Here is a 21587-nt window from a genome sequence, read left to right as displayed (position 1 = left end):
CTGAAAAGCCAGTGGTCACCCGCTGGCTTTTTTTATTTAAGGGATGCGCAATGGCTGAGTTGCAGAGACTGTTTGATTACACCGGACATTTACCTGAGTGTCCGACCTGGAGCGAAGCCGAACAGGCGCTCTACTGGGCTGATATTCTCGAAGGTGAAATCCACCGTTACCGGCTGGAGACGGGCGAGCATACGGTGCTCTCGTTCCCGGAAGAGGTGGGCTGCTTCGCGCTGCGTGAGAAGGGCGGTTTTATCGTCGCCATGCGGCAGGCCGTCTGGCTGACTGACGAGCGCGGGCTGCTGCGACAGAAAGTATGCGATAACCCCTCTAACCCACAACTGGCGCGTTTTAACGATGGCGGCACCGATCACCATGGCCGCTTTTATGCTGGCACCTTCTGGGCGCCGGGGGATTATAACGGCGCGCTGCTGCTGCGGGTGGATAACGATCTGACGCCGAAAGTGGTGCAGTGTGATATTCACGGCGCAAACGGCCTGGCCTTCAGCCATGACAAACAGTGGATGTTCACCTCTGACACACCTCACGGCGTGATTTACCGTACACCGCTGGATGAACAGGGCGAACCTGGGCGGCGCGAGCTGTTCCGTCGCTTCAACCCGGGAGAAGGTATTCCGGACGGTGCGGCGATGGATGTCGAAGGGTGCTACTGGAGCGCAATGTATGACGGCTGGCGAATTGCCCGTTTCTCACCACAGGGCGAGCAGCTGGAGGAGTACCGTTTGCCGGTGCGCTGCCCGACGATGGTCTGCTTTGGCGGGGCGGATATGAAGACGCTGTTTATTACCACCACCCGCGAAAATATGGATGAGCAAGAGATTGCTGATTATCCGCTTTCCGGGGGAATCTTCACCCTGCCTGTTTCGGTGGCAGGGATGAAGAAAGCGCTCTTTATCGAGCGTTAAACCGGGTCGACCGGCACGACGTTTTCGCTGGGGTAGCAGCCCAGCACTTTCAGCGAGCGGGTGATGCTGCCCAGCTCGCGCAGCGCTTTTTGCATCGCGCTGGCGTGCAGGTTGGCCTGAATATCCAGATAGAACATCTCTTCCCACGGGTTGCCGTGGATCGGGCGCGACTCCAGCTTGGTCATGATCAGGTTGTGGTTGCGCAGCACCAGCAGCGCTTCTACCAGCGCACCCGCCTGTTGCCCGGTCGCCATCAGTAGCGTGGTTTTCGCCGGTACCTGCTCAGACACATCGATCGCTTTACGCGCCAGCACCACAAAACGGGTGATGTTCTGCGTCTGGTTTGCCAGGTTGCGCTCCAGCACCTGTAAACCATACAGCGCGCCACCCGGTTCATTGCCCAGCGCCGCGACGTGCGGTGAGTTCAGTTGCGCGACTTTCTCCATCGCCGCCGAGGTGCTTTCGCAATACTCAATCTTCCAATGCGGATAGCGGTTCAGGAACTGGCTGCACTGCTGGAACGGTTGCGGATGGCTGTAGACCGTCTGGATCTGCTCAAGAGTTGTGGTACCTGATACCAGCACGCAGTGGTCGATTGGCACAGTCAGCTCGCCGACAATCGACAGGCTGGTGTGCTGAAGCAGATCGTAGACATCGTTAATCGCGCCCGAACTGGTGTTCTCCAGCGGCACGACGGCATAATCCGCCTGGCCGGTTTCGACCTGACTAAAAATATCCTGAAAACGTGCGCAGCCGCTCTCGATAAACTGCTCGAAATGACGCGCGGCATACTGGCGCGCCGCAAGATGCGAATAGGAGCCTTTCGGGCCAAGAAACGCGATACGCGCAGAGCGTGGGTTGATGTTGTTGAGGTGGTGCTGGAGCAGTGCTTGCTGGGTGAGAACAGAGTCTTCAATGATGAGCTGAAACAGGCGGGTGATGTAGTGGGCATCTAAATGATGCGTTTTGCCAAGCTCGATTAAATGTTCCAGCAGGGCCCGCTCTCTGTCGATATCGCGTACCGGGCGGTGGGAGGCGAGTTTCGCTTTGCCAACTTCAACGGAGAGCTGGCGGCGCTCGGCCAGCAGTGTCAGCAACTGCTCGTCGAGCGCGCTGATCTTCACGCGTAAATCCAGTAAGGGGTTTTCAGCCGTCATGTTGTTGCCTTTCATTGTTATCAATAAAAAAGCCTCCCGGCTTGGGAGGCTTTATTGTTCGTCTTCGCACTTTTTCTCACAAAACGAATCGCCTCCCTAACTGGGGAAGGTAAAAAAGAGTGCGAAGAGAAACGGGGTGGTTTTCATCATTTTTCCTGTTGAGCGAGGGGGTTAAAGTAACTGCTCTCTTTTCGCTCTGTCAATAAAAAACGCGCCCGTAGGCGCGTTGGAAACTCAATGTAGAGACTACTCTTCTTCTTCTTCAACGAAGTTGGCATCTTTCACCGATGTTGCGGCGCGACGCGCTTCGCCTTTGTGCTGCACTTTATTGAGCTGCCGTTCCAGCTTGTTGATCAAATCGTTGATGGCGATATACATATCATCATGTTTAGCGCTGGCGACAAGCTGCCCGTTAGGCGTGCTGATGGTCGCATCGGCGGTAAAACCCTGTGGCTCTTTAGAGAGGACGATATGGGGATTAATCAGCTGAGTTTGCCATTTATCCAGTTTGGCGAGACGGTCGGTGACATGCTGGCGGATTGCCGGAGTAATTTCCATTTGTTTACTGGTAATGTTCATTGTCATACATCTTACCTCTCTGTCTTTCCGTCTAAGTCACTTCAGCATAGCGCGCCTAATGTCAAAATGTGTGATTAAAATCACGTAATTTTGTCACTTTTTGTCAAAGGCGAGGGGTTTGTGAGGCAGGGCAGGAAGAGGGGAAATATAGCTTGTCGGATGAGAAGTTAGCGGTCATAGTTGATAGGTTGCATTGGCGTGAAAGCACGACAGCCAGGCATTCAACGGATAAAAAAACGGCAGCCCGCGGGCTGCCGTTTTGCGTTTACAGGCGTTATGCGTTGCTGTTATTGGCGGCGATAATTTTCGCCACTTTGTCAGCCTGCGCATTGAGCTGCAGCTCGCGGTAAGCGTGCTCCATCAATGGCAGCGCATCGCGCGTCGCTTTGGTATCCGGGAAATCACGCAGCATGCCTTCCACGCGATTGGTCACCGCAACCCAGGCACCGCGATCGGTGTAGTACTGCGCGACGGAGTATTCATACTTCGCCAGGCGATCTTTCAGGTAGACCAGACGCTTGTTGGCATCAGTCGCATACTGACTTTGCGGATAACCGCGTACCAGACGTGAGAAGTCATTGAACGCATCACGCGCATGAGCCGGATCGCGATCGCTGCGGTCAACGCCGAAGAAGCCCTGCAGCGCACTGTCATCAAGGGCCATGTTGGTCAACCCGCGCATATACATCACGTAGTCGATGTTCGGATGCGTTGGGTTAAGACGAATAAAGCGATCGATGGCGGCCTGCGCCAGCGGCAGATCGGCGTTTTTGTAGTAGGCGTAGATAAGATCTAACTGCACTTGCTGGGAGTAAGGACCAAACGGATAACGATTATCCAGAGCTTCCAGTTGCGTTATTGCCGCCTTCCAGTTACCGTCTTGCAGCTTTTGCTGGGCGGTCGCGTAGATTTCGTTTGGTGGATTATCAGGTACCTCTTCCTTAGAACCGGAGCAACCTGCCAAAGCCAGACTTAACGTGGCGGCTGCCACCAGATATTTCAAGCGCGTCATAACGTTTAGACTTTCCTCAGAATGTTCATGCGGGAGATTCTTTACTCCTGCTCCCGACTAAGACCAGCTACAATAGCACACTATATTAAACGGCGAAGCCGTAAAACCCAACGTTAACGAAGAAGCTGTATATGGCACAACTGGTACAACTCACCGCAACGGTATCCGAGAATCAACTCGGTCAACGCTTAGATCAGGCTTTGGCCGAATTGTTCCCTGATTATTCACGTTCGCGTATAAAAGAATGGATTCTTGATCAGCGCGTGCTGGTCAACGATGTCGTTAGCGACAAACCGAAAGAGAAAGTGTTGGGCGGTGAGCGCATTGCTATCAATGCGGAAATTGAAGAAGAAGCGCGCTTTGAGCCGCAGGATATTCCTCTCAATATCGTCTATGAAGATGACGATATTCTCGTCATTAATAAGCCGCGCGACTTTGTCGTACATCCCGGCGCCGGTAATCCTGACGGTACCGTGCTGAATGCGCTGCTTCACTACTATCCGCCGATTGTCGACGTACCGCGCGCTGGTATTGTGCACCGTCTGGATAAAGACACCACTGGCTTGATGGTCGTGGCGAAAACCGTTCCGGCGCAAACCCGTCTGGTTGAATCCTTGCAACTGCGTGAAATCACCCGTGAATATGAAGCGGTTGCCATCGGTCATATGACCGCGGGCGGTACGGTGGAGGAGCCTATCAGCCGCCATCCGACCAAACGCACCCATATGTCCGTTCACCCGATGGGTAAACCGGCCGTCACACACTACCGCATTATGGAGCATTTCCGTATCCATACGCGCCTGCGTCTGCGTCTTGAAACTGGCCGTACACACCAGATCCGCGTCCATATGGCGCATATTACCCATCCGCTGGTGGGCGATCAGCTCTACGGCGGTCGTCCTCGCCCGCCGAAAGGCGCATCGGATGAGTTCATTGATGCGCTGCGCAAGTTTGACCGCCAGGCACTGCACGCGACCATGCTGCGTCTCTACCATCCCATTACCGGTATTGAAATGGAGTGGCATGCGCCAATTCCACAGGATATGGTCGATCTTATTGCCGCGATGCGCGCGGATTTTGAAACCCATAAGGATGATGTCGCCTGGTTATGACCAAACTGATCGTCCCGGACTGGCCGTTGCCGAAAGGCGTGGCGGCCTGCAGCTCAACGCGTATCGGCGGTGTAAGCCTGCCGCCCTATGATGCCATGAACCTCGGCGCGCACTGCGGTGACAACAGCGAGCATGTCGAAGAGAACCGCGCGCGCCTGTTTGCGGCGGCGGGTTTGCCTTCAAAACCGGTCTGGCTCGAGCAGGTGCACGGCACGGCGGTATTGAAGCTCGACGGCGAGCCCTATGCCTCAAAACGCGCGGATGCCTCATACAGCAATACGCCGGGCACGGTGTGCGCGGTGATGACCGCGGACTGCCTGCCAGTGCTGTTTTGTAACCGGGATGGCAGTGAAGTGGCGGCAGCGCACGCTGGCTGGCGCGGGTTGTGCGGCGGCGTGCTGGAAGAGACGGTAGCCTGTTTTGCCGACAAACCTGAAAATCTGCTGGCGTGGCTTGGCCCGGCGATTGGTCCGGAGGCCTTCGAAGTGGGCCCGGAAGTGCGTGAGGCATTTATGGCTCACGATGCTGAAGCCGAACGCGCATTTCGCCCGCAGGGTGAGAAATATTTTGCTGATATTTATCAGCTGGCGCGTCAGCGGCTGGCAAGCGTCGGCGTCGAGCATATCTACGGCGGCGAGCACTGCACCTTCAGCCAGCAGAGTGATTTTTTCTCATACCGTCGGGACAAGACGACCGGGCGTATGGCAAGTTTCATTTGGCTGATATAACCTAACGAATCAAGACGATCCAGTACGCGTGAGTTTTCTTCACATAAATCAGGTCAATCACCTTGAATAATTGAGGGATGACCTCATTTAATCTCCAGTAGCAAATTTGACCTGTTATGGGAGGAGTTATGCGTCTGGATCGTCTTACTAATAAATTCCAGCTTGCTCTTGCCGATGCCCAGTCGCTCGCACTGGGGCACGACAACCAATTCATCGAACCACTTCATTTAATGAGCGCCTTACTGAACCAGGAAGGCGGTTCGGTTCAACCTTTATTAACCTCTGCTGGCGTCAATGCTGGCCAGTTACGTATTGCCATTGAACAGGCGCTGAGCCGCTTACCGCAGGTAGAAGGTACCGGCGGTGATGTGCAGCCTTCGCAAGATTTGATGCGCGTGCTTAACCTTTGCGACAAGCTGGCGCAAAAACGGGGTGATAACTTTATTTCGTCAGAGCTGTTTGTTCTGGCTGCGCTGGAGTCACGCGGCACGCTGACGGATTTGCTGAAATCCGCTGGCGCAACGACTGCGAACGTGACTCAGGCTATCGAGCAAATGCGTGGGGGAGAGAACGTGAACGATCAGGGGGCTGAAGACCAACGTCAGGCATTGAAAAAATTTACCGTCGATCTGACCGAACGTGCCGAGCAGGGCAAGCTTGACCCGGTCATCGGCCGTGACGAAGAGATCCGCCGTACCATCCAGGTGCTGCAGCGCCGTACCAAAAACAACCCGGTATTAATTGGTGAGCCGGGTGTCGGTAAAACTGCCATTGTTGAAGGGCTGGCGCAGCGCATTGTGAACGGTGAAGTGCCGGAGGGGCTGAAAGGCCGCCGCGTGCTGGCGCTGGATATGGGTGCACTGGTCGCTGGGGCAAAATATCGCGGTGAGTTTGAGGAGCGCCTGAAAGGTGTGCTCAACGATCTCTCCAAACAGGAAGGTAACGTGATCCTGTTTATCGACGAATTGCATACCATGGTCGGTGCCGGTAAAGCCGACGGCGCTATGGATGCGGGGAACATGCTGAAACCGGCGCTGGCGCGCGGTGAGCTGCACTGCGTCGGCGCAACGACGCTCGATGAATATCGCCAGTACATCGAAAAAGATGCCGCGCTGGAGCGCCGTTTCCAGAAAGTGCTGGTGGCTGAACCCTCTGTTGAAGATACCATTGCTATTCTGCGCGGTCTGAAAGAGCGCTATGAGCTGCACCACCATGTGCAGATTACCGACCCGGCGATTGTCGCGGCGGCATCGCTCTCCCATCGCTACATCTCCGATCGCCAGTTGCCGGATAAAGCCATCGACCTGATCGATGAAGCGGCATCCAGCATCCGTATGCAGATTGACTCTAAACCGGAAGAGCTCGATCGGCTTGACCGACGCATTATCCAGCTCAAGCTGGAACAGCGCGCGTTAATGAAAGAGTCTGATGAGGCGAGTAAAAAACGTCTCGACATGCTGAACGAGGAGCTGGAAGAGAAAGAACGTCAATACTCCTCCCTTGAAGAGGAGTGGAAGGCCGAAAAAGCCTCTCTTTCCGGTACGCAGACGATTAAAGCAGAGCTTGAACAGGCGAAAATCGCCATGGAACAGGCTCGTCGTAATGGCGACCTGGGCAGAATGTCTGAGTTGCAGTACGGAAAAATCCCCGAGCTGGAGAAACAGCTGGCGGCGGCGACACAGAGTGAAGGCAAAACCATGCGCCTGCTGCGTAACCGTGTAACCGATGCTGAGATCGCCGAAGTGCTGGCGCGCTGGACCGGTATTCCCGTTTCGCGAATGATGGAGGGTGAGCGTGAGAAACTGCTGCGCATGGAACACGATCTTCACCACCGCGTGATTGGTCAGGATGAGGCTGTCGATGCAGTCTCTAACGCCATTCGCCGCAGCCGCGCAGGGCTGTCCGATCCGAACCGCCCAATTGGCTCCTTCCTCTTCCTTGGTCCGACCGGGGTTGGGAAAACCGAGCTGTGCAAAGCGCTGGCGAACTTTATGTTTGATAGCGACGACGCCATGGTGCGTATCGACATGTCCGAGTTTATGGAGAAACACTCTGTGTCGCGGCTGGTTGGTGCGCCTCCGGGCTATGTCGGATATGAAGAGGGCGGTTATCTGACGGAAGCCGTTCGTCGCCGTCCCTATTCCGTCATTCTGCTTGATGAAGTGGAGAAAGCGCATCCGGATGTCTTCAACATTCTGTTGCAGGTGCTTGACGACGGTCGATTGACGGACGGGCAGGGCAGAACGGTAGACTTCCGTAATACGGTAGTCATCATGACCTCTAACCTTGGATCCGACCTGATTCAGGAGCGTTTTGGCGATCTCGATTACGGCCATATGAAAGAGCTGGTGATGGGCGTGGTGAGTCAGAGCTTCCGCCCTGAATTCATCAACCGTATAGATGAAGTCGTTGTGTTCCATCCGTTAGGTGAAAAACACATTGCTTCTATTGCACAGATCCAGCTGCAGCGGTTGTATAAACGTCTCGAGGAGCGTGGCTACAGTGTGACACTTTCCGACGAGGCGCTGAAACTGCTTAGCGCCAATGGATACGACCCGGTTTACGGTGCGCGGCCGTTGAAACGTGCGATCCAGCAACAGATAGAGAACCCGCTGGCGCAGCAGATCCTCTCTGGCACCCTGATTCCGGGCAAGCCAGTGCAGCTTGTGGTGAAAGATGACCGCATTGTTGCTGTTCAATAAAAGATAAAAACTGAAAAACGGGCCTCTCGGGGCCCGTTTTTGTTTAATAAAAGAGCATAAATAGACTCTTTTCACAGTTTTCGCCTGGAAAGTGAGCGAACGGTAACTTTTTTCAAATTAAGGGTTGTCAGCAGGAATTAACTCCCTATAATGCGCCTCCACTGACACGGCACAACGGCAAACACACCGGCCTGTCAGGTGAAGAATTCTGAAAATAATCAGTTGACTTCACAGCGGGGAAGCGTAATATGTACACCCCGCGCCGCTGCGAAAAGCGAAGCGGCACTGCTCTTTAACAATTTATCAGACAATCTGTGTGGGCACTCAGGTGACATGGATTCTTAATGTCCTCGGACACTAAATGAATACCAAGTCTCACGGGTGAACACGTAATTCATTACGGTTTAATTCGATGAGCATCAAACTTTAAATTGAAGAGTTTGATCATGGCTCAGATTGAACGCTGGCGGCAGGCCTAACACATGCAAGTCGAACGGTAACAGGAAGCAGCTTGCTGCTTCGCTGACGAGTGGCGGACGGGTGAGTAATGTCTGGGAAACTGCCTGATGGAGGGGGATAACTACTGGAAACGGTAGCTAATACCGCATAACGTCGCAAGACCAAAGAGGGGGACCTTCGGGCCTCTTGCCATCAGATGTGCCCAGATGGGATTAGCTAGTAGGTGGGGTAACGGCTCACCTAGGCGACGATCCCTAGCTGGTCTGAGAGGATGACCAGCCACACTGGAACTGAGACACGGTCCAGACTCCTACGGGAGGCAGCAGTGGGGAATATTGCACAATGGGCGCAAGCCTGATGCAGCCATGCCGCGTGTATGAAGAAGGCCTTCGGGTTGTAAAGTACTTTCAGCGGGGAGGAAGGCGATGTGGTTAATAACCACGTCGATTGACGTTACCCGCAGAAGAAGCACCGGCTAACTCCGTGCCAGCAGCCGCGGTAATACGGAGGGTGCAAGCGTTAATCGGAATTACTGGGCGTAAAGCGCACGCACGCAGGCGGTCTGTCAAGTCGGATGTGAAATCCCCGGGCTCAACCTGGGAACTGCATCCGAAACTGGCAGGCTTGAGTCTCGTAGAGGGGGGTAGAATTCCAGGTGTAGCGGTGAAATGCGTAGAGATCTGGAGGAATACCGGTGGCGAAGGCGGCCCCCTGGACGAAGACTGACGCTCAGGTGCGAAAGCGTGGGGAGCAAACAGGATTAGATACCCTGGTAGTCCACGCCGTAAACGATGTCGACTTGGAGGTTGTGCCCTTGAGGCGTGGCTTCCGGAGCTAACGCGTTAAGTCGACCGCCTGGGGAGTACGGCCGCAAGGTTAAAACTCAAATGAATTGACGGGGGCCCGCACAAGCGGTGGAGCATGTGGTTTAATTCGATGCAACGCGAAGAACCTTACCTGGTCTTGACATCCACAGAACTTTCCAGAGATGGATTGGTGCCTTCGGGAACTGTGAGACAGGTGCTGCATGGCTGTCGTCAGCTCGTGATGTTGGGTTAAGTCCCGCAACGAGCGCAACCCTTATCCTTTGTTGCCAGCGGTTAGGCCGGGAACTCAAAGGAGACTGCCAGTGATAAACTGGAGGAAGGTGGGGATGACGTCAAGTCATCATGGCCCTTACGACCAGGGCTACACACGTGCTACAATGGCGCATACAAAGAGAAGCAATCTCGCGAGAGCCAGCGGACCTCATAAAGTGCGTCGTAGTCCGGATTGGAGTCTGCAACTCGACTCCATGAAGTCGGAATCGCTAGTAATCGTGAATCAGAATGTCACGGTGAATACGTTCCCGGGCCTTGTACACACCGCCCGTCACACCATGGGAGTGGGTTGCAAAAGAAGTAGGTAGCTTAACCTTCGGGAGGGCGCTTACCACTTTGTGATTCATGACTGGGGTGAAGTCGTAACAAGGTAACCGTAGGGGAACCTGCGGTTGGATCACCTCCTTACCTTAAAGAACCTTTCCCTGTAGTGTCCACACAGTCTGATGAAAAGTAAATAGCAAGGCGTCTTGCGAGTGAGACTTTGTGTCCCCTTCGTCTAGAGGCCCAGGACACCGCCCTTTCACGGCGGTAACAGGGGTTCGAATCCCCTAGGGGACGCCACTTGCTGGTCTGTGAGTGAAAGTCACCTGCCGATGTATCTCAAACCTGATTCCTGTCTGACAGTGAGTCATGTCTGAGATATTTGCTCTTTAAAAATCTGGATCAAGCTGAAAATTGAAACACAGAACAATGCGAATTGTTCCGTGAGTCTCTCAAATTTTCGCAACTGATGGTGTTTTACGAAACATCTTCGGGTTGTGAGGTTAAGCGACTAAGCGTACACGGTGGATGCCCTGGCAGTCAGAGGCGATGAAGGACGTGCTAATCTGCGAAAAGCGCCGGTAAGGTGATATGAACCGTTATAACCGGCGATGTCCGAATGGGGAAACCCAGTGCAATCCGTTGCACTATCACAGCATGAATACATAGTGCTGTGAGCGAACCGGGGGAACTGAAACATCTAAGTACCCCGAGGAAAAGAAATCAACCGAGATTCCCCCAGTAGCGGCGAGCGAACGGGGAACAGCCCAGAGCCTGAATCAGCCTGAGTGTTAGTGGAAGCGTCTGGAAAGTCGCGCGATACAGGGTGACAGCCCCGTACACAAAAGCACACAGGTTGTGAGCTCGATGAGTAGGGCGGGACACGTGGTATCCTGTCTGAATATGGGGGGGACCATCCTCCAAGGCTAAATACTCCTGACTGACCGATAGTGAACCAGTACCGTGAGGGAAAGGCGAAAAGAACCCCGGCGAGGGGAGTGAAACAGAACCTGAAACCGTGTACGTACAAGCAGTGGGAGCCTCTTTATGGGGTGACTGCGTACCTTTTGTATAATGGGTCAGCGACTTATATTCTGTAGCAAGGTTAACCGTATAGGGGAGCCGCAGGGAAACCGAGTCTTAACTGGGCGTTAAGTTGCAGGGTATAGACCCGAAACCCGGTGATCTAGCCATGGGCAGGTTGAAGGTTGGGGTAACACTAACTGGAGGACCGAACCGACTAATGTTGAAAAATTAGCGGATGACCTGTGGCTGGGGGTGAAAGGCCAATCAAACCGGGAGATAGCTGGTTCTCCCCGAAAGCTATTTAGGTAGCGCCTCGTGAATTCATCTCCGGGGGTAGAGCACTGTTTCGGCTAGGGGGCCATCCCGGCTTACCAACCCGATGCAAACTACGAATACCGGAGAATGTTATCACGGGAGACACACGGCGGGTGCTAACGTCCGTCGTGAAGAGGGAAACAACCCAGACCGCCAGCTAAGGTCCCAAAGTCATGGTTAAGTGGGAAACGATGTGGGAAGGCACAGACAGCCAGGATGTTGGCTTAGAAGCAGCCATCATTTAAAGAAAGCGTAATAGCTCACTGGTCGAGTCGGCCTGCGCGGAAGATGTAACGGGGCTAAACCATGCACCGAAGCTGCGGCAGCGACACTATGTGTTGTTGGGTAGGGGAGCGTTCTGTAAGCCGTCGAAGGTGGCCTGTGAGGGCTGCTGGAGGTATCAGAAGTGCGAATGCTGACATAAGTAACGATAAAGCGGGTGAAAAGCCCGCTCGCCGGAAGACCAAGGGTTCCTGTCCAACGTTAATCGGGGCAGGGTGAGTCGACCCCTAAGGCGAGGCCGAAAGGCGTAGTCGATGGGAAACAGGTTAATATTCCTGTACTTGGTGTTACTGCGAAGGGGGGACGGAGAAGGCTATGTCGGCCGGGCGACGGTTGTCCCGGTTTAAGCGTGTAGGTGTGTGTTCCAGGTAAATCCGGTTCACTTTAACACTGAGGCGTGATGACGAGGCACCACGGTGCTGAAGTGACAAATGCCCTGCTTCCAGGAAAAGCCTCTAAGCATCAGGTAACACGAAATCGTACCCCAAACCGACACAGGTGGTCAGGTAGAGAATACCAAGGCGCTTGAGAGAACTCGGGTGAAGGAACTAGGCAAAATGGTGCCGTAACTTCGGGAGAAGGCACGCTGGTGTGTAGGTGAAGCGACTTGCTCGCGGAGCTGAAACCAGTCGAAGATACCAGCTGGCTGCAACTGTTTATTAAAAACACAGCACTGTGCAAACACGAAAGTGGACGTATACGGTGTGACGCCTGCCCGGTGCCGGAAGGTTAATTGATGGGGTCAACCGCAAGGTGAAGCTCTTGATCGAAGCCCCGGTAAACGGCGGCCGTAACTATAACGGTCCTAAGGTAGCGAAATTCCTTGTCGGGTAAGTTCCGACCTGCACGAATGGCGTAATGATGGCCAGGCTGTCTCCACCCGAGACTCAGTGAAATTGAACTCGCTGTGAAGATGCAGTGTACCCGCGGCAAGACGGAAAGACCCCGTGAACCTTTACTATAGCTTGACACTGAACATTGAGCCTTGATGTGTAGGATAGGTGGGAGGCTTTGAAGCGTGGACGCCAGTCTGCGTGGAGCCAACCTTGAAATACCACCCTTTAATGTTTGATGTTCTAACGTGGACCCGTGATCCGGGTTGCGGACAGTGTCTGGTGGGTAGTTTGACTGGGGCGGTCTCCTCCTAAAGCGTAACGGAGGAGCACGAAGGTCAGCTAATCCTGGTCGGACATCAGGAGGTTAGTGCAATGGCATAAGCTGGCTTGACTGCGAGCGTGACGGCGCGAGCAGGTGCGAAAGCAGGTCATAGTGATCCGGTGGTTCTGAATGGAAGGGCCATCGCTCAACGGATAAAAGGTACTCCGGGGATAACAGGCTGATACCGCCCAAGAGTTCATATCGACGGCGGTGTTTGGCACCTCGATGTCGGCTCATCACATCCTGGGGCTGAAGTAGGTCCCAAGGGTATGGCTGTTCGCCATTTAAAGTGGTACGCGAGCTGGGTTTAGAACGTCGTGAGACAGTTCGGTCCCTATCTGCCGTGGGCGCTGGAGAATTGAGGGGGGCTGCTCCTAGTACGAGAGGACCGGAGTGGACGCATCACTGGTGTTCGGGTTGTCATGCCAATGGCACTGCCCGGTAGCTAAATGCGGAAGAGATAAGTGCTGAAAGCATCTAAGCACGAAACTTGCCCCGAGATGAGTTCTCCCTGAGACTTTAAGTCTCCTGAAGGAACGTTGAAGACGACGACGTTGATAGGCCGGGTGTGTAAGCGCAGCGATGCGTTGAGCTAACCGGTACTAATGAACCGTGAGGCTTAACCTTACAACGCCGAAGATGTTTTGGCGGATGAGAGACAGATTTTCAGCTGATACCAGATTAGATGTTAAGTCCGAAGGATTTTACGCAGCAGCAAGGCGGCAACTGAGACGAGACGACAGGAGCATACTGAAGTATGTGACTGTTGCGAGCGAAGGCAGCCAACGCAGGAGCGGCGTGAAAGACACAGGACGGAGCACAAAGAATTTGCCTGGCGGCACTAGCGCGGTGGTCCCACCTGACCCCATGCCGAACTCAGAAGTGAAACGCCGTAGCGCCGATGGTAGTGTGGGGTCTCCCCATGCGAGAGTAGGGAACTGCCAGGCATCAAATAAAGCCGAAAGCCTCATGCGAAAGCATGAGGCTTTTTGCTATTCTTTTTTCACGCGTTTCAATCCCCTCTTCGTCGCTAAAGGAAGTAGCCATGGTCACGCTTTACGTTCAGCTGTATAAAAACCGCATGATTGTGCGCAATCTCGCCACTCAGCAGCAGGTTTCCGGCCACCAGCCCTTTAGCAACCAGCGCATCATTGTTGCCGACTTCTTTCTTGCAGAGAAACTGCTCCGGGATCTGATCCTGAAAGTCGCCCCCCGCTCTTTCTGGCATGCTCTGCCCGGAGCCGGTAAGCTGGCCATTCTCGCCCATGCGCTGGAGATGAACGAAGGCGGTTTATCGGCGGTAGAGGAGCGTGCCATCATGGAAATGACTTTCGGTGCAGCATATGGCCGGTGCCGCGCGCCTTATGTCATCGCCAATCCCGCCCCACTTAGCGATCCGCAGGTTTTAGACGCGCTGCAGCAGGCTAAAAAGCCAAAACCGCCGGGCAATAACAATCCCACTATCATCAGTTAAGGCGTTACCCCGCAAGCCGTGATGTGAAACTTTCTCACCTTCCACCGGCAGGCTCGACATTCAGACCATTTATGGGTATTGTCAGCTGTCTGGATGTCTAAACGTATAAACGTATGTTGTGAGGATATAAGTTATGCCGATTCGGGTGCAGGACGAGCTGCCGGCCGTCAATCTTCTCCGGGATGAAAACGTCTTTGTGATGACGACTTCACGCGCGACAGTGCAGGAAATTCGTCCCCTGAAGGTGCTTATCCTCAACCTGATGCCGAAAAAGATCGAGACGGAAAACCAGTTCCTGCGTTTACTCTCCAACTCCCCGCTGCAGGTTGATGTCCGCCTGCTGCGAATCGATTCACGCGAGTCGCGCAATACACCCGCTGAGCACCTCAACACCTTCTACTGTAATTTCGATGAAGTGTGCGACGAAAATTTCGATGGCCTGATTGTCACCGGCGCGCCGTTAGGCCTGGTCGAGTTTAACGATGTTGCCTACTGGCCGCAGATCGAGCAGGTGCTGGCATGGGCTAAAGATCACGTTACCTCTACACTTTTCGTCTGTTGGGCAGTACAGGCAGCACTCAATATCCTTTACGGCATTCCGAAACAGACCCGCAGCGATAAACTCTCCGGCGTCTACGAGCACCACCTCCTGCAGCCTCATGCCCTGCTGACGCGCGGCTTCGATGACTATTTCCTCGCGCCGCACTCGCGCTATGCTGATTTCCCCGCTGCGCTAATCCGTGATTACACCGATCTCGATATCCTGGCGGAAACGGCAGATGGCGATGCCTATCTCTTCGCCAGCAAAGATAAGCGCATCGCATTTGTCACCGGCCATCCGGAATACGATCCCGACACGCTGGCGAGCGAATATTTCCGTGATGTGGAAGCGGGCCTGCAACCTGAACTGCCGCACAACTATTTCCCACAAAACGATCCGCAAAACAAACCGCGCGCTTCCTGGCGCAGCCACGGTAATTTGCTGTTCATCAACTGGCTCAACTACTACGTCTACCAGATCACGCCATACGATCTGCGTCATATGAATCCGACGCTGGATTAAGCGTTTCAGCATCAGACGACAGGCACCTTCGGGTGCCTTTTTTGTTTGCGAAAATCACTTCAGTCCCCAATAAAAGTTTATCCTCTCTATAATCAACTACTTATCATCAATTGATAATTAAAATGGAAATTGTTTTTGATTTTGGAAAAGTTATTGTCCAGGATTGATCCTGCTGCACGAAAACTGCACAACCGATCGTCGTTTGCCCTGGAAAATGAGTTCGCTGCCAAAAGAGGAGACCGCACCATGACACAACAGGCGACCACAACTGAAGAACTGGCCTTTACGCAGCCCTTTGGCGCGCAGGAGAAGCAGATCCTGACGCCGGCGGCGGTAGAATTCCTGAGCGACCTGGTCGCGCGCTTCACGCCTAAACGCAATCAACTGCTGGCCGCGCGCGTCCATCAGCAGCAAGAGATTGATAACGGCAAGCTGCCAGGCTTCATTTCGGAAACCGCTTCCATCCGCGAAAGCGACTGGACGATCCGCGGTATTCCTGACGATCTTCTGGACCGTCGCGTAGAGATCACCGGGCCTGTTGAGCGCAAAATGGTCATCAACGCACTGAACGCAAACGTGAAAGTGTTCATGGCGGACTTTGAAGATTCGCTGGCGCCAAACTGGGGAAAAGTGATCGATGGGCAGATCAACCTGCGCGATGCGGTCAATGGCACTATCAGCTACACCAATGAAGCGGGAAAAATTTATCAGTTGAAGCCCGACCCGGCGGTACTGGTGTGCCGCGTGCGCGGCTTACACCTGCCGGAGAAACATGTCACCTGGCGCGGGGAGGCGATCCCAGGCAGCCTCTTCGACTTCGCGCTCTACTTCTTCCACAACCATAAAAACCTGTTGGCTAAAGGCAGCGGTCCCTACTTCTACCTGCCGAAAACTCAGGCCTGGCAAGAGGCCGCCTGGTGGAGCGAGGTCTTCAGCTTCACAGAAGATCGCTTCAACCTGCCGCGCGGCACCATCAAAGCAACGCTGTTGATTGAAACGCTGCCGGCTGTCTTCCAGATGGATGAGATCCTCCACGCGCTGCGTGACCATATTGTCGGGCTGAACTGCGGGCGCTGGGATTACATCTTCAGCTACATCAAAACCCTGAAAAACTACCCGGACCGCGTGCTGCCGGATCGCCAGGTGGTGACGATGGATAAACCCTTCCTCAGCGCCTACTCCCGTCTGCTGATCAAAACCTGCCATCGTCGCGGCGCGTTTGCCATGGGCGGCATGGCGGCATTCATCCCCAGCAAAGATGCCGAACGTAATAACTGGGTGCTGAACAAAGTGAAAGCTGACAAGCAGTTGGAAGCGGATAACGGACACGATGGCACGTGGATTGCGCACCCTGGCCTTGGCGATAGCGTGATGGAGATTTTCAACGCGGCGCTGGGCGAGCATAAAAACCAGCTCTTTGTCACCCGCGACGAGGATGCGCCGATCCGCGCCGAAGAGTTGCTGGCACCCTGCGAAGGGGAGCGCACCGAAGAGGGGATGCGCGCCAATATCCGCGTGGCGGTGCAGTACATCGAAGCGTGGATCACCGGCAACGGCTGCGTGCCCATTTACGGTCTGATGGAAGATGCCGCCACCGCGGAAATCTCCCGAACCTCTATCTGGCAGTGGATCCACCACCAGAAGACGCTGAGCAACGGCAAACCGGTGACCAAAGCGCTGTTCCGCCAGATGCTGGCTGAAGAGATGCAGGTCATTCAGGAAGAGCTGGGTGAGCACCGTTACAGCAGCGGGCGCTTCGACGATGCCGCACGGCTGATGGAGCAAATCACCACTTCCGATGAGCTGATTGATTTCTTAACCCTGCCGGGTTACCGCCTGCTGGCGTAACTACCCGGGCTAATTTGTTCGCCACGTTGGCCAGGGCAGCGTTCACCATCCCCGCTTATAGACAAACAAGCTGCGGTGGGTGTGCTGACCCTGAGCAAACGGCCTTCATCAATAACGCCTGGTACGCCAGGAGAAGAATAGGGAGCATCTGCATATGAAAACCCGTACCCAACAAATTGAAGCGCTGCAACAGGAATGGACACAATCTCGCTGGGAAGGCATTCGCCGCCCGTACAGCGCGGAAGAGGTGGTGAAGTTACGCGGCTCGGTCAACCCGGAGTGCACGCTGGCGCAGCTTGGCGCGGCCAAAATCTGGCGTCTGTTGAACGGTGAGTCGAAAAAGGGTTACGTGAACAGCCTTGGCGCATTAACCGGCGGGCAGGCGTTGCAGCAGGCGAAAGCGGGCATTGAGGCGGTCTATCTCTCCGGCTGGCAAGTAGCAGCGGACGCCAACCTTGCCGCCAGCATGTACCCGGATCAATCCCTCTACCCGGCGAACTCGGTGCCAGCGGTGGTTGAGCGCATCAATAACACCTTCCGCCGCGCGGATCAGATCCAGTGGTCGAGCGGCATTGAGCCTGGCGACCCGCGTTATGTCGACTATTTCCTGCCGATCGTTGCCGATGCGGAAGCGGGGTTTGGCGGCGTGCTTAACGCCTTTGAACTGATGAAATCGATGATCGAAGCCGGTGCAGCGGCGGTTCACTTCGAAGATCAGCTCGCCTCGGTGAAAAAGTGCGGCCATATGGGCGGTAAAGTGCTGGTTCCGACCCAGGAAGCGGTGCAAAAACTGGTTGCCGCGCGCCTGGCCGCCGATGTGCTTGGCGTACCGACCTTAGTGGTCGCGCGTACCGATGCGGATGCCGCCGACTTGATCACCTCTGACTGCGACCCCTATGACAGCGCCTTTATTACCGGAGAGCGCACCAGCGAAGGGTTCTACCGTACGCATGCCGGTATCGAGCAGGCGATCAGCCGTGGCCTCGCTTATGCTCCTTACGCTGATCTGGTGTGGTGTGAAACCTCGACGCCCGACCTGGCGCTGGCACGCCGCTTTGCTGATGCTATCCACGCGAAATTCCCCGGCAAGCTGCTGGCCTACAACTGCTCGCCCTCATTTAACTGGAAAAAGAACCTCGACGACGACACCATCGCGCGCTTCCAGCAGGAGCTGTCGGATATGGGCTACAAATTCCAGTTCATTACCCTCGCGGGTATTCACAGCATGTGGTTCAACATGTTCGACCTTGCGCACGCCTACGCGCAGGGCGAGGGGATGAAGCACTACGTTGAGAAGGTGCAGCAGCCGGAGTTTGCCGCCGGGAAAGAGGGCTACACCTTCGTCTCGCACCAGCAGGAGGTGGGCACCGGTTACTTCGACAAAGTGACCACCATTATTCAGGGCGGAGCCTCGTCGGTCACGGCATTAACCGGATCGACAGAAGAGGCGCAGTTCGGCGTCTAATGCGCCCGACTGCATTGTGGCTGCCGGATGGCGCGGGCGCGTCTCCGGCTTACACACTAATCCGGCCGTCACCTGGAGGTGCACATGTCGCGTGGCCTGGCGTTGTTAATTGCACAAACCATCCTGCAGGGTTTTGACGCGCAGTATGGGCGCTTTCTGGAAGTGACCGCCGGGGCGCAGCAGCGCTTTGAGCAGGCGGACTGGCACGCCGTGCAGCAGGCGATGAAACAGCGTATCCACCTCTACGATCACCACGTCGGTCTGGTGGTGGAGCAGTTGCGCTGTATCACCGACAGCCAGCATCCGGACGTGGAATTTTTGCAAGAGGTGAAAGCGCACTACACGCAGCTGCTGCCCGACTATCCCCGCTTTGAAATTGCCGAAAGCTTCTTTAACTCGGTCTATTGCCGCTTGTTTGATCATCGCTCCCTGTCACCCGAGCGGCTTTTCATCTTCAGTTCGCAGCCCGAACGCCGTTTTCGCACCATTCCGCGCCCGCTGGCGAAAGCCTTCTGGCCGGAGCGTGGCTGGGAAGTGCTGCTGACAAAAGTGTTATCGGATCTGCCGCTGCGGCTGCCGTGGCAGGACAAAGCGCGTGACGTGCGTTATATCAGCGCTCACCTGCTGGAAGCCTTTGGCATGGATGCGCTCAACCATGCGCATTTACAGGTAGCGAACGAGCTTTTCTACCGCAACAAGGCCGCCTGGCTGGTAGGCAAACTCATCACCCCGGCGGGAACGCTGCCGTTTCTGCTGCCAATCCATCGCAGCGACGAGGGGGAGCTGTTTGTTGATACCTGCCTCACCACGCACGCCGAAGCGAGCATCGTATTTGGCTTCGCCCGCTCCTACTTTATGGTTTATGCGCCGCTCCCGGCGGCTACCGTCGAGTGGCTGCGCGAGATCCTGCCGGGCAAAACCACCGCCGAGCTCTATATGGCGATTGGCTGCCAGAAGCATGCGAAAACAGAGAGTTACCGCGAATATCTCCACTACGTCACTAACAGTGATGAGCAGTTTATCGAAGCGCCTGGCATTCGCGGCATGGTGATGCTGGTGTTTACCCTGCCGGGGTTCGATCGCGTCTTCAAAGTGATCAAAGATGTCTTCCCGCCGCAAAAAGAGATGAGCGCTGCCCATGTGCGCGCCTGCTATCAACTGGTAAAGGAGCACGATCGCGTCGGGCGCATGGCAGATACTCAGGAGTTTGAAAATTTTGTGCTGGAGAAGCGGCAGATTGCGCCGCCGTTAATGGCGCTGCTGCTGGAGCAGGCGCCGGGCAAAATCACCGATCTTGGCGATCGGATTGCCATCAGCCATCTCTACATCGAACGGCGCATGGTGCCGCTCAATCTCTGGTTCGAGCAGGTGAAAGGCCAGCAACTGCGCGACGCGGTGGAGGAGTATGGCAATGCCATCCGCCAGCTTGCCGCCGCCAATATTTTCCCCGGCGATATGCTGTTTAAAAACTTCGGCGTGACGCGCCACGGCCGGGTGGTCTTTTATGATTACGACGAAATCTGCTACATGACGGAAGTGAATTTCCGCGATATCCCCGCCCCGCGATACCCGGAAGATGAGCTGAGCGCCGAGCCGTGGTACAGCTTCGCGCCGGGCGATGTCTTTCCTGAAGAGTTTCGCCACTGGCTCTGCGCCGACCCGGAGATCGGCCCGCTGTTTGAAGAGATGCACGCCGATCTCTTTCGCGCCGACTACTGGCGTGGTTTGCAGGCGCGCATTCGTCAGGGGCACGTGGAGGATGTCTACGCCTACCGCAAACGCCAGCGCTTCTGCATTCGCTTCGCCCAAAGCACGCTGCGGCAGGCGGGTTAATGCAGATGGGTGTTGTACTGCAACACCGAGTAGCTCAGTGAGCCAAATAGTAACAGCGTCAGCAGCATCGCCAAAAAGGCGGCGGTATTGGCTGTGGCGCTGCGAAACAGCACGGTTTCCCTTGGCGTAAGCAGGATCGCAATCAACGGCACAATAAAAGCCAGGTGGCCGACCACATCCGTGATGCCAAAGGGAATAAAGGCCAGCACCGCAATCAGCGCGAAGAGAGTGATGCAGGCGTAGCTTGCCAGCTTGCCGCTGTAGATATGCCAAATCAGGCACAGCTCCACAAAGCCGCAGCCGCGCACAAAGAAATCCCAGTCCAGCCCCATCGCCAGCCACGGGTGCGCGTCCAGCAACTGGAAATAGAGATTCGGCTGCATAAATTTCTCCACGGCGCCCCATAAAAAGGAGTAGCAGAGAACCAGCCGCACCAGGGCAATCACGCGTTCGTCGTTTTCTTCCGGCAGAAAGGTCTGGCTGACGAGATAGATGCCAAGGCCGATAAACAGCAGGTAATCGAGCATATGGAACGCGCCGTAAAGCTGCACCGCATAGCTATAAAGAAACAGCATCAGCAGCCCGGCGATAAAGCTGGTTTTCCGCGTCACGGCGGTGATGGCAATGGCGAAGTGAATAAAGGTCAACCACGGGTTGGCCACGATCAGTTCTGGCGTGAGGATCACCTGCGGGTAGAAGAGGCCGAGGATAAGAAAAAAGAGGCCGGTTCCCACACGCATAATCACCGGAACCCAGCGATGGGCGCGCAGAAGCGGCGGGCGAAAGCGCGGGATCTCAGGGAACGAAGGGAGGCGGCGGTCGGCCAGCGAGGTGGCGAAAATCACCAGCGTGGCGAAAACCAGCAGCGCCCAAAAGCTGAGCGAACCGGCAATCGCCGCCAGCGAGGCCGGGGCGAGTTTGACGTCATAATCCACAAACCATTTCACATGCGCCCACACCGGAACAGGGAGCGCCAGCAGGAGGGCGGCAAGCGTACGACTATTACACTTCATACAACAGAACCTCAGAAAGGGCATTTTTGCCAAAGTGCCACTGCCTGAGGGGGAACAACAATCAGAGATCCCTT

General features: G+C 55.1%; 14 protein-coding genes, 1 tRNA gene, 3 rRNA genes and 1 other annotated feature. Of the genes, 13 read left to right on the top strand and 5 right to left on the bottom strand.

What is annotated here, in order from left to right; all coding sequences use genetic code 11:
- Window positions 1-50 precede the first annotated feature (50 nt).
- Window positions 51-923 (top strand): SMP-30/gluconolactonase/LRE family protein, encoded by an 873-nt coding sequence (locus BWI95_RS04315; protein ID WP_054804224.1) that lies wholly within the window; start codon window positions 51-53, stop codon window positions 921-923.
- Here the strand turns inward: BWI95_RS04315 and pheA are convergent.
- The 4 genes from pheA to bamD all read right to left on the bottom strand — a co-directional run bounded on the left by pheA (window position 920) and on the right by bamD (window position 3671).
- Entirely contained in the window at window positions 920-2080 is a 1161-nt protein-coding gene (pheA, locus tag BWI95_RS04310) for a bifunctional chorismate mutase/prephenate dehydratase (protein WP_042718544.1), read from the bottom strand. The two genes, BWI95_RS04315 and pheA, sit on opposite strands and share 4 nt — an antisense overlap.
- Before the next feature lie 22 nt (window positions 2081-2102).
- Window positions 2103-2228 (bottom strand) — a sequence feature (Phe leader region).
- Window positions 2177-2227, bottom strand: coding sequence for a pheA operon leader peptide PheL (pheL, locus tag BWI95_RS23595; RefSeq protein WP_200134660.1), 51 nt, complete (start codon window positions 2225-2227; stop codon window positions 2177-2179). (Overlaps the previous feature by 51 nt.)
- Before the next feature lie 98 nt (window positions 2229-2326).
- Window positions 2327-2665 (bottom strand): ribosome-associated translation inhibitor RaiA, encoded by a 339-nt coding sequence (raiA, locus tag BWI95_RS04305; protein WP_054804223.1) that lies wholly within the window; start codon window positions 2663-2665, stop codon window positions 2327-2329.
- A gap of 268 nt (window positions 2666-2933) precedes the next feature.
- On the bottom strand, window positions 2934-3671 hold the full coding sequence (bamD, locus tag BWI95_RS04300; protein WP_023480633.1) for an outer membrane protein assembly factor BamD: 738 nt from the start codon (window positions 3669-3671) through the stop codon (window positions 2934-2936).
- Window positions 3672-3802: 131 nt separating this feature from the next.
- On the opposite strand from bamD, the gene rluD reads away from it, so the two are divergent.
- The 12 genes from rluD (at window position 3803) to aceK (ending at window position 20500) form a co-directional block, all read left to right on the top strand.
- On the top strand, window positions 3803-4783 hold the full coding sequence (rluD, locus tag BWI95_RS04295) for a 23S rRNA pseudouridine(1911/1915/1917) synthase RluD (RefSeq protein ID WP_054804222.1): 981 nt from the start codon (window positions 3803-3805) through the stop codon (window positions 4781-4783).
- Window positions 4780-5511, top strand: coding sequence for a purine nucleoside phosphorylase YfiH (gene yfiH / locus BWI95_RS04290; RefSeq protein WP_054804221.1), 732 nt, complete (start codon window positions 4780-4782; stop codon window positions 5509-5511). The genes rluD and yfiH overlap by 4 nt, the downstream gene beginning before the upstream one ends.
- A 128-nt stretch (window positions 5512-5639) precedes the next feature.
- Window positions 5640-8213, top strand: a complete 2574-nt coding sequence (gene clpB / locus BWI95_RS04285; RefSeq protein WP_023480639.1) for an ATP-dependent chaperone ClpB — start codon at window positions 5640-5642, stop codon at window positions 8211-8213.
- A gap of 428 nt (window positions 8214-8641) precedes the next feature.
- Window positions 8642-10180 (top strand): 16S ribosomal RNA (locus tag BWI95_RS04275).
- An 80-nt stretch (window positions 10181-10260) separates the two neighbouring features.
- Window positions 10261-10336 (top strand) — tRNA-Glu (locus tag BWI95_RS04270).
- A gap of 201 nt (window positions 10337-10537) precedes the next feature.
- Window positions 10538-13444: ribosomal RNA gene (locus tag BWI95_RS04265) — 23S ribosomal RNA — on the top strand.
- A 204-nt stretch (window positions 13445-13648) separates the two neighbouring features.
- A 5S ribosomal RNA gene (gene rrf, locus BWI95_RS04260) occupies window positions 13649-13764 on the top strand.
- The 16S, 23S and 5S rRNA genes sit together here with 1 tRNA gene alongside, the layout of an rRNA operon.
- 98 nt (window positions 13765-13862) lie before the next feature.
- Entirely contained in the window at window positions 13863-14291 is a 429-nt protein-coding gene (locus BWI95_RS04255; RefSeq protein ID WP_076769060.1) for a YjaA family stress response protein, read from the top strand.
- A 133-nt stretch (window positions 14292-14424) separates the two neighbouring features.
- Complete coding sequence (metA, locus tag BWI95_RS04250) at window positions 14425-15354, top strand: homoserine O-acetyltransferase MetA (protein ID WP_042712586.1); 930 nt, start codon at window positions 14425-14427, stop codon at window positions 15352-15354.
- A gap of 246 nt (window positions 15355-15600) precedes the next feature.
- The gene (aceB, locus tag BWI95_RS04245; RefSeq protein WP_054804507.1) at window positions 15601-17202 is read left to right on the top strand and encodes a malate synthase A; all 1602 of its coding nucleotides are present in this window, start codon (window positions 15601-15603) and stop codon (window positions 17200-17202) included.
- A 154-nt stretch (window positions 17203-17356) separates the two neighbouring features.
- Window positions 17357-18667: an isocitrate lyase gene (aceA, locus tag BWI95_RS04240; protein ID WP_042712589.1), complete on the top strand. Its 1311-nt coding sequence runs from the start codon at window positions 17357-17359 to the stop codon at window positions 18665-18667.
- A gap of 84 nt (window positions 18668-18751) precedes the next feature.
- Window positions 18752-20500 carry a bifunctional isocitrate dehydrogenase kinase/phosphatase gene (aceK, locus tag BWI95_RS04235; RefSeq protein ID WP_076769059.1) on the top strand — a complete coding sequence of 583 codons (1749 nt, stop codon included), beginning with the start codon at window positions 18752-18754 and terminating at the stop codon, window positions 20498-20500.
- Here the strand turns inward: aceK and BWI95_RS04230 are convergent.
- The gene (locus BWI95_RS04230) at window positions 20497-21513 is read right to left on the bottom strand and encodes a hypothetical protein (RefSeq protein ID WP_076769058.1); all 1017 of its coding nucleotides are present in this window, start codon (window positions 21511-21513) and stop codon (window positions 20497-20499) included. The two genes, aceK and BWI95_RS04230, sit on opposite strands and share 4 nt — an antisense overlap.
- Between the last annotated feature and the right edge of the window lie 74 nt (window positions 21514-21587).

Origin of the sequence: Kosakonia cowanii JCM 10956 = DSM 18146 (assembly GCF_001975225.1) — a bacterium.
Lineage (GTDB): Bacteria > Pseudomonadota > Gammaproteobacteria > Enterobacterales > Enterobacteriaceae > Kosakonia > Kosakonia cowanii.
The sequence above is the reverse complement of the archived record's forward strand: the minus strand, read 5'-3'. Positions and strand labels throughout refer to the sequence as shown.